We start from the raw sequence: 15996 nt of genomic DNA, 5'->3' as shown, positions 1-15996 counted from the left end.
TGCTCAAGCTAGTTTATACTGTATTAAAAACAAACAATAATTAATTGTATTAGAGGCGTAATGAATAAACTAATAACCCTATTTATTTGCTTAATTTTTAACGTGTCGCCTACTGTGTTTGCTTGCGAAAGAACTTTAAGTGTTGCATCGCACGATGCATTTTGGCCGCCATATGTGTTAGGTATTAATGGTGAATTACAAGGCGCAGAGGTAGATGCACTTAACATTATATTTGCCGGCTCGCCTTTTTGTTTTAAGGTTGAATTACTGCCTAATTCAAAGCGCGCTTTTGTTGAGCTTAAACATGGCCGAATTGATTTAGGCTGGGCGGCTAGCTATACCGATAATCGTGCTAAATATGTTCATTTTAGTGAAAGTTACCGTACGGAGGTAATGCGTTTATACGAAAACAAAAACAACCAGCACAATGTTGATAGCTTAGAAGATATTTTTAAACAAGGCCTTACTGTAGGCGCTAACTTTGGTAGTTATTACGGTGAAGAATTTGAACAATATAAAACAACGTATAAAAAACAAATTGAGTACACCAGCGCAGTGAGCAAGCGCTTCGAAATGCTTAATAAGCAACGTATTGATTTTGCAATTGAAGATGAGCTAGCGAGTGCTTATTTTATTAAACGAAGCTCAAACTTAGCACCGGTTAAAAATATCAAATTTATAAATAAAGACGCAATACATTTAATGCTAAGCAAAGATACGGTGTCGGTTGAAGAGCTTGAAGTAATAAATAAACACATAAAAAACAATCAAACGGCACTTAAGGCGCTATTTGAGTAATGTTTAATTGCCAGCTATAACCGCAAGCGCAATTAATTGGAGTGTAATGAAAACTATAATAGTCGTTTTTGCTGTATTACTGTTAAGTACCTTTAATACGCACGCATGTAATAAAACTTTTGAAGTTGGCACAAATGAAAATTACTGGCCACCTTATGTTGAGCTAAAAAACGGGGTGTTGTCGGGTATTGAAATTAACGTTATAAAAACGTTGTTTAAAGGCTCCCCTTTTTGCTTGAAATTTAGCGTATTACCTAGCTCTTTACGCGCACAAGAAGAGTTAAAGCAAGGCCGTATAGATATTATGTTTGCGGCAACTAAAACTAAAAAACGAAGCGAATTTGCGTATTTTAGCCAAAGCTACCGTGACGAGGTTATGCTGCTCTATAAAAATACGCTTTCCCCTAATTTAAGTTCAATTGAACAACTATTTAGCCAAGGCTTTAGTATTGCCGTTAATCGAGGTAGTTATTATGGCGCGCAGTTCGAGCAACTTAAAAAAGCATATCCTAAGCAAGTTGTGCTTATTTCGACCGCCGATAAGCGCTTTGAAATGCTCAATAAACAGCGGGTAGATTTTGTGATTGAAGACGCTTTGTCGGGGCTGTTTTTTTTAAAACAATCATTAAATATTGAACCGGTTACTAATATGGCATTTTTTAACAAAGCCCCTGTGCATTTAATGCTGAGTAAAAAAACGGTTACGCTTGATGAACTATCGGTTATTAATCAATTAATTCAAAAAAATAAAAAGGCCACAGAACGTACTTATCAAACTTATTAACTGTTTTGAGCTGTAAAATCACTTATCGCTATCTGTTTTTGCTTTAATTTAAAGCGCCTTTTATCTTCCCTTCCTCTTGGCTGATCTATATAATTCGCCAGCTAATTTACCCTATTGTCTGGTTCTTGTTTGTGGCGTGTTGCTGCAGCGTACTCCTGTCAGTACTTATCTAGGATTACCTTTTTTGATCTCCACCGCAAATATTACGATGCAGTTTGGCGCAGAGCCGTTGTTTGAAAACATTTCAGCTAAATTTGGTAACGGTAACCGTTACGGTTTAATTGGCGCTAACGGTTGCGGCAAGTCGACTTTCATGAAGATTTTAAGCGGGGCGCTTGTGCCAAGCGCGGGTAATGTATCTATTACTCCAGGGTTAAAAGTAGGTAACCTAAGCCAAGACCAGTTTGCCTTTGAAGAGTATAGCGTTGTAGACGCTGTAATTATGGGTGACGTTGAGCTTTGGAAAGTAAAGCAAGAACGCGAACGTATTTACTCTTTGCCAGAAATGAGCGAAGACGATGGTATGAAAGTAGCTGAACTTGAAAGCGTATTTGCTGAAATGGACGGTTACACGGCAGAAAGCCGCGCTGAAGAAATTTTGCTAGAAGCGGGTATCGATAAAGAATTTCATTATGGATTAATGGCAAACGTTGCACCTGGTTGGAAGTTACGTGTGCTTTTAGCACAAGCGTTATTTGCAAACCCAGACATACTGCTACTCGATGAGCCTACCAATAACTTGGATATTCATACAATTACGTGGCTTGCCAACGAGCTTAACAAGCGTAAATGTACGATGATTATTATTTCGCATGACCGTCACTTTTTAAACTCTGTATGTACACATATGGCCGATATAGATTATGGCGAGCTGCGTATTTATCCTGGTAACTACGAGAAGTTTTTAGAAGCGGCAGGGCTGCAGCGCGAGCAACTTTTAGCTGAAAATGCTAAAAAGAGCGCTGAAATTGACGAGCTACAAGACTTTGTTAACCGTTTTGGTGCTAATGCTTCAAAAGCAAAACAAGCAAGTTCACGCGCTAAAAAAATGGATAAAATTAAACTTGATGAAGTTAAATCGTCGAGTCGTATGAGTCCATCGCTTTCGTTTGACGAAGGTAAAAAAATGTATCGTCAAGCGCTTGAAGTTAACAAGCTTGGCCATGGTTTTGATGGCGAAAAGTTATTCACTGGCGGCGACCTACTACTAGAAGCTGGCGCTAAGCTTGCTGTTATTGGCGAAAACGGGGTAGGTAAAACTACTTTTTTACGTTGTTTAGTTAACGAGCTTAAAAGTTTAGAGGGTGAAATTAAATGGTCTGAAAATGCGACCTTTGGTTACTGCCCGCAAGACAGCACTAAAGATTTTGATAACGATTTAACCTTGTTTGATTGGATGTCGCAGTGGCGCACAGTTAATCATAACGATTTAATGGTACGCGGCATGCTGGGTCGTTTGTTGTTTACAGCTGACGATTCAAATAAAAAAGCGCGCAACTGTTCGGGTGGTGAAAAAAACCGTTTGTTATTCGGTAAGTTAATGATGCAAGACGTTAACGTACTGGTAATGGACGAACCGACTAACCACATGGATATGGAAGCCATTGAAGCGCTTAACAATGCGCTTAAAGACTTTGAAGGCACGCTAATTTTTGTAAGCCATGACCGTGAGTTTGTATCGTCATTAGCGACGCGTATCATTGATATTAAAGATAAAAAAGTAATCGACTTCCAGGGTACGTTTGACGAATACCTTTCAAGTTGTGAAGAGAAAAAAGCGTAAATTTTTCTCATTACTTTTAAAAACGGTGCTAAATTTAGCGCCGTTTTTTTATGGGTGGTAAATAGTGAATTTGGGGATTTTTGCATAACCCCTGTAGACGCACAGCTTGCTGGCGTGTAAAAACGCAGTTTTTAGGGTATTAAGCAATGAGAAGCCTTGCTTCTCACGTGAGCAAGCTCTACGTCTACAAATCATATTCTGAAACTTGGGTATAAACCCTGTAGACGCACAGCTTGCTGGCGTGTAAAAACGCAGTTTTTAGGGTATTAAGCAATGAGAAGCTTTGCTTCTCACGTGAGCAAGCTCGACGTCTACAAATCATATTCTGAAACTTGGGTATAAACCCTGTAGACGCGCAGCTTGCTGGCGTGTAAAAACGCAGTTTTTAGGGCATTAAGTAATGAGAAGCTTTGCTTCTAAAGTGAGCAAGCTCTACGTCTACAAAACATATTCTGAAACTTGGGTATAACCCCTGTAGACACACAGCTTGCTGGCGTATAAAAACGTAGTAATAAGAAGCTACGCTTCTCACGTGAGCAAGCTCTACGTCTACAAGTCATATTCTGAAACTTGGGTATAAACCCTGTAGACGCACAGCTTGCTGGCGTGTAAAAACGTAGTTTTAGGGTATTAAGTAATTAGAAGCCTTGCTTCTCGCGTGAGCAAGTTCGACGTCTACAAATATATGTTTGCCACTGCGTTATAAATAAAAAAGGGGGAGTAATTAATTACTCCCCCTTTTTTACTTTCATCGCGCAGATTATTTAATATCAAACCTGTCGGTATTCATTACTTTTACCCATGCATTTACGAAGTCGTGAACAAAGCGTTCTTTGTTGTCGTCTTGCGCATAAAACTCAGCAAGTGCACGTAAAACCGAGTTTGAGCCAAATACTAAATCAACACGTGTTGCAGTCCATTTAGTTACGCCGCTTGTACGCTCTACAATATTGTACAACCCTTTTTCAGTAGGCTCCCAGCGGTACGCCATATCCGTTAAGTTTACAAAAAAGTCATTACTTAAGGTGCCGACATTACTTGTAAATACGCCATGCTGACTGCCATTGTGGTTAGTGCCTAACACGCGCATGCCACCAAGTAATACTGACATTTCTGGTGCACTTAAACCCATCAACTGGCTACGCTCTAGTAAAAGCTCTTCCGCGGATACTACATAGTCTTTTTTCAGCCAGTTTCTAAAGCCGTCATGAATGGGTTCAAGCACATCAAACGATTCGGCATCGGTCATGTCGTCTGTGGCATCACCGCGCCCTGGCGCGAACGGTACGGTTACAGCAACACCAGCGCTTTTAGCTGCTTGTTCTACTGCGGCTGTTCCGCCTAAAACAATTAAGTCGGCGATGCTAACTTGCCTGTTTAAACCTGCTTGTACTTTTTCAAGTGCAGCTAGTACATTTGCTAAACGCGCTGGCTCATTACCTTGCCAATCTTTTTGTGGTGCAAGACGAATACGTGCGCCATTTGCGCCACCACGGTGATCAGAACCACGATAAGTACGAGCACTGTCCCATGCCGTGCTAATTAAATCAGCAGCGCTAACGCCGCAACTAAGTAACGTTGCTTTTAAATCACTAATTTCGGCGTTTGTGAGTGTGTAATCAACGGTAGGTACTGGGTCTTGCCAAATAAGATCCTCGCTTGGCACATCGGCACCTAAATAACGTGATTTAGGACCTAAATCGCGGTGAGTTAATTTAAACCAAGCACGAGCAAACACATCTGAGAAGTAATCAAAATCGTTATAAAAACGCTCAATAATTTTACGATACGCTGGATCCATTTTCATGGCCATATCGGCATCAGTCATTATTGGGTTTAAACGAATTGATGGATCTTCTACATCAACAGGCTTGTCTTCTTCTTTAATATTAACCGGTTCCCACTGATGAGCGCCTGCTGGGCTTTTTGTTAATTCCCATTCGTAGCTTAACAGTAGTTTACAGTAGTCGTTATCCCATTTAGTTGGGTGGGTAGTCCATGCCCCTTCAATACCAGAAGTTACTGTATCGCGACCAATACCACGTGTTGTGGTGTTGTTCCAACCAAGACCTTGCTCGTGTACATCAGCAGCCTCTGGCTCTGGCCCTAGGTTTTCGGCTTTACCGTTACCATGCGTTTTACCTACGGTATGCCCACCTACGGTAAGTGCTGCTGTTTCTTCATCGTCCATTGCCATACGCGCAAACGTTTCGCGAACTTGTGCTGCTGTTTTAAGTGGATCGGGTACACCATTAACACCTTCTGGGTTAACGTAAATTAAGCCCATTTGTACTGCGGCTAACGGGTTTTCCATTGTGTCTGGCTTGTCTACATTGGCGTAGCGTCCGTCGCTTGGTGCGAGCCATTCTTTTTCAGCTCCCCAATATACGTCTTTTTCAGGATGCCAAATATCTTCGCGCCCGCCTGCAAACCCAAAGGTTTTTAAACCCATTGATTCGTATGCCATGTTGCCCGCTAAAATAATTAAGTCGGCCCACGAGAGTTTATTGCCGTATTTTTTCTTAATTGGCCATAATAAACGACGCGCTTTATCGAGATTGCCATTATCAGGCCATGAATTTAGCGGAGCAAAACGCTGATTAGCTGTACCGCCACCACCACGCCCGTCAGCTAGTCTGTATGATCCTGCTGAGTGCCATGCCATGCGAATCATTAAACCACCGTAATGGCCCCAATCGGCTGGCCACCACTGCTGGCTTTGCGTCATTAAGTGTTTTAAATCGGTTTTTAAGGCTTCTAAATCTAGTGTTTTAAATGCTTCAGCGTAGTTGAAATCGCTGTCATATGGAGTCGTTTTTGTATCGTGTTGATGAAGTATGTCTAAGTTAAGGGCGTTTGGCCACCAATCGGTATTTGGATTAGACGTTTTAGTATTACTACCATGCATGACCGGACATTGGCCTGCTTTAGGGTTGCTCATTCTGAAATCCTTATAGTACAAAAGTAACGGTTATTTTATTTAGTTGGTTTATAACTTAGTACACCGGCCTAAATACTTATGTGTATTTAATATAGGCTTATAAATTATGCTATACCAGCACCGAACGGCTGTTTAAAACGATTGTTGTCATTTATAATTTTGATAGATAGTTAGTTGTGTATATTTTTTACTGCACTTTGTAATTGTATTTAAAATACGAGATTAAAATACGAGATTAAAATACTTATCTTAACTTTTTTAGAAGACCTGTGATCGCACTGAAAAATTTCGGCGTATTGATAAGTGAAGGGCTCAAAAGTGGCTTTGATTTACTTAAGCGCACATTGGAATATCCCCCTTCACCATGAAATTATAGTTATAACGATAAAGGTGTATTACTTAAGCCCAATACACCTTTACTTTATAAACCAGATACCTTGTGTATCTTCTTATTTTAACTAACTGAATTGAGTTAAGTAATTGTTCAGCTAAATTCAGTTAGTATGCAATTTATCTCCTGTATTTCCCTGCAACTTTTGTTGTTTTAGCAGTTTTGGCCAGTTCACCTTGAACTGGCTTTTTTTTGCAAAATTTTTGGCTTCACTAGCTTTGTGCCTTTTAGCTGTGCGTGTTAAAGTTACACTCGCAATTAATTTAACTAGGCATACCAATGCGTTATTACATATCCTTACTTTTTGTTTGTTTTACATTTTTTTTGGCTACTGTGAACGCAGCAGAACAAAGGCCAGAAGTGCTCACTGCGCAAGAACAACAACATGCCCTTAGCCAACTAAAGGAGCCTATGTATAAACCACTTTTAGAACGCTACGTTTTAGATGAACTAAAAGCAGTACGACAAGATCAACAAAAGCTACGTGAAGATGTAACTAAACAAGTTACCCACGCCCAACTAGATACCGCTGATCGTGCGCTCACATACACAACCGATACCATTAATAATGTGTTTTTTATTATTACTGCCACGGCATCTATTTTGGTTTTAGTGGGTTGGAACTCGCTACGTGATGTTAAAAATAAAGTAGAAGATATTGTAAATACACGCGTAAGTGTAATTACGGATGAATACGAAGACAGATTAAAAATTCTTGAAGAAAAACTGCGTGTACGCTCTGAAGAAATACTCAGTAACCAAGAACGTATATCGGTTACCAACGAGGTTCATTCGCTATGGATGCGCGCCAATTTAGAAAGTGATTTTGCAAATAAAATTGAAATATTTGATGAAATTTTAAAACGTAAACCAGAAGATGTAGAAGCAATAGCTTATAAAGCTGACGCACTACTGGAAATTAACGAAACAGCACAAGCAATTGAACTATGCAATCAAGCCATTGATATAGATAGTGATTATGGCTACGCATACTGGCAAAGAGCCTGTGCTTTTGCCCTAATACATGAGCATGCAGATGCCCTAGCCGATATTAAAATGGCACTAGATTACTCGCCTAATTTACGTAATGAACTATTACACGAAAGTGCATTTGCAAGCTTACACGATAACGAGAGCTTTAATACAATTGTGGCTGGTGAAGCGTCTGGAATACAATTAAATTTATAGTATGCTGCATGCAGTGCATTTTAACGTTTAAAATATAAATCTATTGCTTTAGCGAGCAGCTCGTCGAGCTGCTCTTCAAAATTATCTATATCAATATCAAAATGATTTAAGTACGCCTTAGCTTGTACTTGCGATAAGTTACGGCTATTTACACTGTATTGACGCTCATCTTTTTGTTTATCGTAACGAGGTAAAAAGACAAACAAGCCGTAATAAGGCGATTTAATATGCTTGTTAGCAAAACGGCAAAAATCTTCTATATGGTTAGCACCATCAGGCCCTAAGCAGCCTGGCTCAACTCGGTACATTAAGCGAATTTTTCTTTCGTCACTTATTTGCATAACAGTCCTTTAACGGAAAAATAAGACGCGTATTATTTTGCCGTCTTTAATTTGATAGCTCGAAATTAACTCTGAACGTTTATCTACAACGTTTTTATCAGTGGAGCATGTTTCTGATAACTCATGATCTATTACTATGTCACCATGCACTATGCGCTTAATTGGCGATGAGTGAATACATTTGAGCTTTTTAAACATTAGCCCATAACGTGCGATTAGTTTTTCTTTACCTTTAAATAATAGCTCATTTGGGAAAATATAAAACTCTACATCTTCAGAGTACACGCGAATAAACTCTTCAATGTTACGTGCGTTGTAAGCGTTGACCAATTGCTCAACCACGGCAAGTGACTCACGTGACTGCTTTGCCTTAGTTTGCTGCTTAGTAGTAAGTGCCTCTTTAGCTTGCGTAACTGCTTTTTCGGCCTCAGCAACAGCCACTGCTTTCTCTACTTTATTTTTTGGCTTTTCTACTGGCTGTGGTGCTTCGTTACCGAATACTTTTGAATCATCTGTTTTAGCGGTGTCGATTACCTGTTTTTTAAGTTCGGGCGCTTTGTATTCAAGAGTATTAATTTTATCGTTAGCTTCTATTTCAGTTGCAAAGTTATCTGTGTTGGTCTTTTTTGAGACTGAGTCACCTTTATTTGTAACAACTTGCTCTGCACTTTTGAGTTTTGGCTCGGTTACTTCAGGTTGTTGATCTGAGGCATAACTAATCAATGCAACTGTGGTGATTAATGAAGCTAAAATAATGGATAACGGTTTCATAACTTTCCTAATATGAACACTAAACGCGTAATGTGGTGCAACATAACAAATTTTAGAGTTTGCGGGTAGTCATTCAGCCACTTACCAGTACTGTTCGACTGTTATATGTCCAGGCTCTCTGCGCCTATTACGCTTAAAGCTTTTCCCTATAAGAAATTCGGTTGTGTCTTTTACCATTTGTGGATTGCCACAAATCATAAATTGGGCATTATTTGGTGCTGGATCTAACTTTACTTTATCAAATAGGCGACTACTTCGAATTACATCAGTAATACGCCCATGTAAGCCCTCTAACGGCTCTTCTCGGCTCACAACAGGTATATAATTAAGTTGTGTTGGGTAAGCTTTTAAAAGCTCATTTATAAGCGGCTGGTAACTTAAATCACTATTAAAACGTACGCCATGCACTAAGTTTATATGCTGATACTTTTGCCATACCTCAGGTTGTTGCAATATTGATAAAAATGGCCCGATGGCTGTGCCAGTGCCTAACATCCACAGCTGCTCACTTTGTGGAATTTCGTCAAGCGTAAAAAAACCTGTTGCACGGCGCTCAATTAATACGTTGTCGCCTGGCTGTAGTTTTGCTAAGCGCGGTGATAAAAGCCCGTCAGCTACGTTGATAAGATAAAACTCTAGAACTGAGCTATCGGGTGAATTAACGTATGAATATGCACGCGCTATACGTTTATCATCCTCAATTATTGAAAGCTTAGTAAACTGCCCTGCTTTAAATGGCTCTACATCGGCATTAACCGTTAAGCTAAAAAGCGTTTCATTCCACCATGTTACTTTTTTTACAGTTGCATCAACCCAATTAGACATATTTGACTCCACAATTTAGCGGTTAATCCAGTAAATTATAAAAATGTATGTGCTTTAAACACTAGCATTAACTAGGTAATAGTTATACAAAGCGCTGATGATTTTTATACAAAACAATATGCACCTTGTAGCGCGCAGCTTGCTGGCGTTTAAAAGCAACACTTTTAGAATGATAGCTTGAGTATATTAAGTCATGAGAAGCTGCGCTTCTAACGTGAGCAAGCTCTACGTCTACCACACCAAGCCAAGTTTACCTTGTAGACGTGCAGCTTGCTGGCGTTTAAAAGCAACGCTTTTAATGTGATAGCTTGAATATATTAAGTAATGAGAAGCTGCGCTTATAACGTGAGCAAGCTCTACGTCTACAACAATAAGCCAAGTTTACCTTGTAGACGTGCAGCTTGCTGGCGTTTAAAGCAAGGCTTTTAGAGTGATAGCTTGAGTATATTAAGTAATGAGAAGCTGCGCTTCTAACGTGAGCAAGCTCTACGTCTACAACAATAAGCCAAGTTTACCTTGTAGACGTGCAGCTTGCTGGCGTTTAAAAGCAAGGCTTTTAGAGTGATAGTTTAAGTAAATTAAGTAATGAGAAGCTGCGCTTCTAACGTGAGCAAGCTCTACGTCTACAACAATAAGCCAAGTTTACCTTGTAGCGCGCAGCTTGCTGGCGTTTAAAGCAAGGCTTTTAGAGTGATAGTTTAAGTAAATTAAGTAATGAGAAGCTGCGCTTCTAACGTGAGCAAGCTCTACATCTACAACAAGTTAGGTTTTGCCTTGTAGACGCGCATAAAAAAAGCCGCATTAGATGCGGCTTTGGAGGTTAGTCTCACTTCACTTTGGGCGTGTCTCCAAAACTTAGTGAATACGTTACCAAGGAACTGTTATGTATTATTTAAGCTATTGACTCTAATGCAATTTTAACCATTTCGTTAAACGTGCTTTGACGCTCATCAGCAGGTGTTGCTTCACCGGTGATTACGTGGTCGCTTACTGTAAATAATGCCATTGCGTTTGCGCCGTATTCAGCTGCAACGCCATATAAACCCGCCGTTTCCATATCTACTGCTAGCATGCCTAACTTGTCTAAATCTTTATAGAACGAGTCGTCTGCTTGATAGAAAGTGTCGGTTGTAAATACGTTACCTACTTTTGCTTCAATTCCTAGCTCTTTTGCAGCGTTTACGCCGTTTAAAAGTAAATCAAAGTTAGCAATTGCAGAAAAATCGTAGCCACGTACACGTGCACGATTTACGTTAGAATCTGTGCTTGCACCTTGTGCAAAAATTACGTCACGGATTTTGATATCTGTGCCAATACCGCCACACGTACCAATACGTATAATATTTTTAACGCCAAAGCTTACAATTAGCTCACGAGCATAAATAGACATTGATGGAATGCCCATACCTGAACCCATGATGCTTACTGGCTTACCTTTGTAAGTACCAGTGAAACCGTACATGTTACGAACGCCTGTAACTTGTACTGCATCATCTAAAAAGTTTTCAGCAATATATTGCGCACGTAGCGGATCGCCTGGCATTAATACTGTTTCGGCGAAATCACCAACGTTTGCACTGATATGCGGAGTACTCATTAATTGTTTTCCTTTTTATTTGGCATTGTTAGCTCATTTAAAAAGCTGTCGCCGTAATCAAGTGCAGGTAAACTAAACCACTGTGCTAGGGTTTGGCCTATATCTGCAAAACTGTTGCGTTCACCTAACGGTGTATTAATCATACCTGGTTTATATGCAATAACAGGTACGTATTCACGAGTATGCTCAGAACCTGGAAAGGTCGGGTCACAACCGTGATCTGCAGTGATCATTAATATGTCATCTGCGTTTAACTGATTTAGTATAGTTGGTAAATAGTCATCAAACTCTTTTAATGCTTTTGCGTAACCTACTGGGTTACGGCGATGACCAAATTTTTCATCAAAATCAACTAGGTTAGTAAAAATTAAGCTGCGATCTGGCGCGCTTTTCATTACTTCGCTGGTTTTTTCTAGCAAGTTCATAAGCCCAGGTGCTTTATACTTTTGGGTTATGCCCTGATGCGCATAAATATCTGAAATTTTACCAATACTAATTACTTCGCCGCCGTCTTTTGCTAATACGTCTAGCAATGTGGGTGCTGGCGGAAGCACTGAATAGTCGCGACGATTACCCGTTCGAGCAAAGTCTTGGCTATTTGAACCCAAAAATGGCCGCGCAATCACTCGTCCTATATTCATTTCATCAAGTAGCGCCCGTGCGATTTCGCAAACTTGATAAAGCTTCTCTAGGCCGAATGATTTTTCATGCGCGGCTATTTGAAACACGCTATCAGCTGAGGTGTAACAGATTGGTTTACCTGTTTTTACGTGTTCTTCACCTAGCTGTTCTAAAATGGTCGTTCCCGATGCATGGCAGTTGCCTAAAATACCAGGAATACCTGTGCGAGCTATAAACTCGTCAATAAACTCTTGTGGAAAACTCGGCTGTGTTTTTGGAAAATATCCCCAATCAAACAACACAGGTACGCCTGCCATTTCCCAATGACCTGATGGTGTATCTTTTCCGCTAGAAAGTTCTTTAGCGTAACCCCATGCACCTTGTGGTGTTTGGCGATCAGATATTAAACAGGTTTCTCCACCTGCAGCTTCACATGCGTCTATTAATCCTAATTTAGATAAATTAGGAAGCGACAGTGCACTGCCAGTTTCGTCGTAATATGCTTTTAGTAAGTGAGCAAATGTGTTAGCGCCAAGATCACCAAATTTATCTGCATCTGGTGCTGCACCGATTCCTAGGCTATCTGCCATTAAGATAATTGCTTTTGCCATTTTGACCTCACTTTGTTTCTAGGTGGTTACTTTATCCGCTCTTTGAATTTTCCGTACAGGACAAAAGTCCTGTTTCATAAAACCTAAACATTATAAATTTGCATTCTTGAGCGAAGCAAAAGAGATTAATCGTGTCTTTTTTGCTATTGTGATCTACCAACAATATATCCTTCTGTGTGGGTGAGAACTTTAGTGACACGAACTACTATTATAGCTATTGCAGGCGCGTCTGCGTCGGGCAAATCTCTTTTTAGCCAAACTATATACAATGAATTGGTTAACGAGCTTGAACCAGGCGCTATCGCCATTATTGAAGAAGATGCTTATTACAAGGATCAGTCGCATTTGCCGATGGCTCATCGTACGCAAACGAACTACGACCATCCTGATGCATTTGAACATGCGTTGATGCTTGAGCATTTAACGCAACTTCGTTGTGGTAACTCAGTTGAAGTACCAACCTATGACTATGCACAGCATACACGCAGCGAAAAAACTCGCCGAGTGCCTGCTGCAAAAATACTCATTGTTGAAGGTATTTTATTATTGAGTGACAAAGCGCTTAATAAAGAATTTGATATTAAGGTGTTTATAGATACACCTTTAGATATTTGCTTAATGCGCCGTATGCAGCGTGATATGGAACAACGAGGCAGAACTTTACAATCTGTTGTTGAGCAATATCAAGCAACTGTTAGACCGATGTTTTATCAATTTATTGAGCCTTCGAAACATAACGCCGATTTAGTTGTGACTCGAGGCGGTATGAACCGTGTTGCGATTGATATAATTAAAAGTAAGATAAAATATTTACTACAAGAATAACAACGGGAAACATTTGTATGACAACATTTATGAGCTTAGTTGGCATGTGCGTGCTGCTAAGCATTGCCTTTGCTGCGTCAACTAATCGCAAGGCAATTAATTTAAGAACCGTTGGCATAGCATTTGCGATGCAAATTGTTATTGGCGGTTTTGTTCTGTTTTTTGAAGCAGGAAAAAATGTATTAACGAGCATGTCAGCGGCCGTTTCATCGGTAATTGGTTATGCGAATGATGGTATTGGATTTTTATTTGGTCCACTTGCCTCACAAGATACATTAGGTTTTATTTTTGCAATTCAAGTTTTGCCCGTTATCGTGTTTTTCTCAGCACTTGTTGCTGTGTTGTATCACCTTGGCATTATGGATTGGATAATTAGGATTTTAGGCGGCGGTTTACAAAAATTATTGAAAACCTCTCGCACAGAATCGCTTTCAGCGACGGCAAATATTTTTGTTGGCCAAACTGAAGCCCCTCTTATTGTTAAACCGTTTATTGCAACGATGACTAAATCGGAATTGTTTGCAGTTATGGTAGGTGGCTTAGCCACGGTAGCAGGCTCTGTAATGGCCGGTTACGTTATTATTGGTATTGAGCTTAAGTATTTAATAGCAGCGAGCTTTATGGCAGCTCCAGGTGGTTTTTTAATGGCCAAGATGATTGTGCCAGAAACTGAAACGCCTAAAGATAACTTAGCTGATTTAGATTTAGATGATGAAGATAAACCAGTAAATGTAATTGATGCAGCTGCATCAGGTGCGGCAAACGGCATGCATTTAGCACTTAATGTGGGTGCAATGTTACTTGCTTTTGTAGCGCTAATTGCACTGTTAAACGGTTTATTAGGCGGTATTGGCGGGTGGTTTGATTACCCAACATTAACGCTTCAAGAAATATTAGGTTATGTATTTGCTCCTGTTGCATGGTTACTAGGTGTGCCATGGGATGAAGCAATTATAGCCGGCAGCTTTATTGGTCAAAAGATAGTAGTGAACGAGTTTGTTGCTTACTTAGACTTTATAAATTATCGCGATACGTTAAGCGCACACACACAAGCAATTGTTACTTTTGCTTTATGTGGGTTTGCTAACTTATCATCGATAGCCATTTTACTAGGTGGATTAGGCGGTATGGCGCCTAGTCGGCGAAAGGATATCGCGCGCTTAGGGCTCAGAGCAGTGTTAGCAGGATCTATGGCTAACCTTATGAGCGCAGCAATTGCTGGGTTTTTCCTCTCGCTAGCTTAGAAACTTATTGAGATGAAACCGGTGTTGCAAAACAAGAAGATAGCTGCTTTAAGGGGTTAAAGTACTATCTAACTTGAACGATACTTCACCAAGGGCCGCAAGGCCCTTTTATCGTTTTAGTACTTTATATTTCAAGTTATCAATCCTTTAATACTTCATACCAAGTTCAATTGGCATAAAAATTATGCGGGTTAAATCATTTTAGAACGTCGTTACGCAGCCTCCAGGCTGATTACTACAACGTGAAAACATAACTCAGCACACAATTTATATTTACACTCAAATTTAAATAAACCAATATCTTAGTCACTAATTTTCATGATTAATTTTTTGTATTTTCAATATTTTAAGCCACACTTATATCACTATATTTAACTGAATGACGATTCGCTATTGTGAAATATATTATTTATTTTCTTTTTTTTATTTACTCTGTGCATATTCAAGCAACAGAAACACTGCTTGTTGTTACAGAATTAGCACCACCGAATCAGGTATTGGTTGATGGTGAAGTAACAGGAGAAGGCACTCAATTAATTCGAGATATATTTGCAGAGGCTAAGCTAACACCTAATATACAAATGTATCCGTGGGCGCGTGCTTATAAGTTAGCAACCGAGCAAAGCAACGTTTTTATTTACAGCCTAGCAAGAACACCAGAGCGAGAAGAACAATTTTATTGGATTGCACAAGTGGGACGATTTGATTTGGGGTTTATAGCTCTCTCAGAGCGCACTGATATAGTTATTGAAGGTACCGAGCAAGCTAAAAACTACAAAATAGCGATGCAACGCAATGACTTCTCTACACAGACTCTTTTAAAACTAGGTTTTGAAGCAGTTTTCACTAGCGACATTCAAAAGTCATATGATTTATTGCTCGCTAAAAAAGTAGACTTAGTTGTAGACGATCCACTTTATATGCAACAGCTAAGTGATTATTTAAAACTTGAACCCAACCATTTAAAGTTTGTATATAGAATAAACGAACTCACTGTAGGTGCTTACTTAGCAGCGAATAAAAAAACAGACGTTAATGTTGTTAATGCACTTCAGAAGGCGTTCACTGAAATGGAAAAAACAAGTGCGTTACCTTATGGAATTCAGGATAATTAATTTCTATATGAGATCTATTTAACGTTAAGAAAATTACGCTAGAACTAGGCAAAAATTTTTGTATCTAGTTGCTCTAAATAAAAATTTAACGACGTTATAATGCAGTTTAATTCGTTAAATTGCTCAAAGATTTATACAGGTTGGTATAGTGAGTAAATAAG

The 15996-nt window shown here is 39.5% G+C and carries 13 protein-coding genes; 7 read left to right on the top strand and 6 right to left on the bottom strand.

Translation table 11 applies throughout. The features are described 5' to 3' along the window. Nucleotides 1–60: 60 nt before the first annotated feature. From NRL14_RS03510 to NRL14_RS03500, 3 genes are all read left to right on the top strand, one after another. Nucleotides 61–798: an ABC transporter substrate-binding protein gene (locus NRL14_RS03510; RefSeq protein ID WP_033030064.1), complete on the top strand. Its 738-nt coding sequence runs from the start codon at nucleotides 61–63 to the stop codon at nucleotides 796–798. Nucleotides 799–844: 46 nt separating this feature from the next. Continuing rightward, nucleotides 845–1582, top strand: a complete 738-nt coding sequence (locus tag NRL14_RS03505) for an ABC transporter substrate-binding protein (RefSeq protein WP_306724018.1) — start codon at nucleotides 845–847, stop codon at nucleotides 1580–1582. A gap of 184 nt (nucleotides 1583–1766) precedes the next feature. After that, on the top strand, nucleotides 1767–3365 hold the full coding sequence (locus tag NRL14_RS03500; protein WP_081824564.1) for an ABC-F family ATPase: 1599 nt from the start codon (nucleotides 1767–1769) through the stop codon (nucleotides 3363–3365). Nucleotides 3366–4125: 760 nt separating this feature from the next. Here the strand turns inward: NRL14_RS03500 and katG are convergent. Next, complete coding sequence (gene katG, locus NRL14_RS03495; RefSeq protein WP_306724017.1) at nucleotides 4126–6306, bottom strand: catalase/peroxidase HPI; 2181 nt, start codon at nucleotides 6304–6306, stop codon at nucleotides 4126–4128. Between the two features lie 670 nt (nucleotides 6307–6976). Here katG and NRL14_RS03490 point away from each other — a divergent pair. Then, nucleotides 6977–7885, top strand: a complete 909-nt coding sequence (locus NRL14_RS03490) for a tetratricopeptide repeat protein (RefSeq protein WP_033016400.1) — start codon at nucleotides 6977–6979, stop codon at nucleotides 7883–7885. Nucleotides 7886–7905: 20 nt separating this feature from the next. Here NRL14_RS03490 and NRL14_RS03485 read toward each other — a convergent pair whose 3' ends face one another. From NRL14_RS03485 to NRL14_RS03465, 5 genes are all read right to left on the bottom strand, one after another. Next, nucleotides 7906–8226, bottom strand: coding sequence for a hypothetical protein (locus NRL14_RS03485; protein ID WP_007379036.1), 321 nt, complete (start codon nucleotides 8224–8226; stop codon nucleotides 7906–7908). A gap of 9 nt (nucleotides 8227–8235) precedes the next feature. Beyond that, the gene (locus NRL14_RS03480) at nucleotides 8236–8997 is read right to left on the bottom strand and encodes a nuclear transport factor 2 family protein (protein ID WP_306724016.1); all 762 of its coding nucleotides are present in this window, start codon (nucleotides 8995–8997) and stop codon (nucleotides 8236–8238) included. Nucleotides 8998–9078: 81 nt separating this feature from the next. After that, nucleotides 9079–9822 (bottom strand): ferredoxin--NADP reductase, encoded by a 744-nt coding sequence (locus NRL14_RS03475; RefSeq protein WP_306724015.1) that lies wholly within the window; start codon nucleotides 9820–9822, stop codon nucleotides 9079–9081. 892 nt (nucleotides 9823–10714) lie between these two features. Next, entirely contained in the window at nucleotides 10715–11419 is a 705-nt protein-coding gene (gene deoD / locus NRL14_RS03470; RefSeq protein ID WP_007376638.1) for a purine-nucleoside phosphorylase, read from the bottom strand. After that, nucleotides 11419–12651 (bottom strand): phosphopentomutase, encoded by a 1233-nt coding sequence (locus NRL14_RS03465; protein WP_306724014.1) that lies wholly within the window; start codon nucleotides 12649–12651, stop codon nucleotides 11419–11421. The genes deoD and NRL14_RS03465 overlap by 1 nt, the downstream gene beginning before the upstream one ends. Before the next feature lie 192 nt (nucleotides 12652–12843). On the opposite strand from NRL14_RS03465, the gene udk reads away from it, so the two are divergent. The 3 genes from udk (at nucleotide 12844) to NRL14_RS03450 (ending at nucleotide 15835) form a co-directional block, all read left to right on the top strand. Next, on the top strand, nucleotides 12844–13476 hold the full coding sequence (gene udk, locus NRL14_RS03460) for a uridine kinase (protein WP_007376640.1): 633 nt from the start codon (nucleotides 12844–12846) through the stop codon (nucleotides 13474–13476). A 17-nt stretch (nucleotides 13477–13493) separates the two neighbouring features. Further along, complete coding sequence (locus NRL14_RS03455) at nucleotides 13494–14720, top strand: NupC/NupG family nucleoside CNT transporter (protein WP_306724013.1); 1227 nt, start codon at nucleotides 13494–13496, stop codon at nucleotides 14718–14720. A gap of 395 nt (nucleotides 14721–15115) precedes the next feature. Then, nucleotides 15116–15835, top strand: coding sequence for an ABC transporter substrate-binding protein (locus NRL14_RS03450; RefSeq protein ID WP_239462863.1), 720 nt, complete (start codon nucleotides 15116–15118; stop codon nucleotides 15833–15835). Nucleotides 15836–15996 lie beyond the last annotated feature (161 nt).

It is taken from the genome of Pseudoalteromonas sp. 20-92, assembly GCF_030847595.1.
GTDB lineage: Bacteria > Pseudomonadota > Gammaproteobacteria > Enterobacterales > Alteromonadaceae > Pseudoalteromonas > Pseudoalteromonas fuliginea.
The sequence above is the reverse complement of the archived record's forward strand: the minus strand, read 5'-3'. Positions and strand labels throughout refer to the sequence as shown.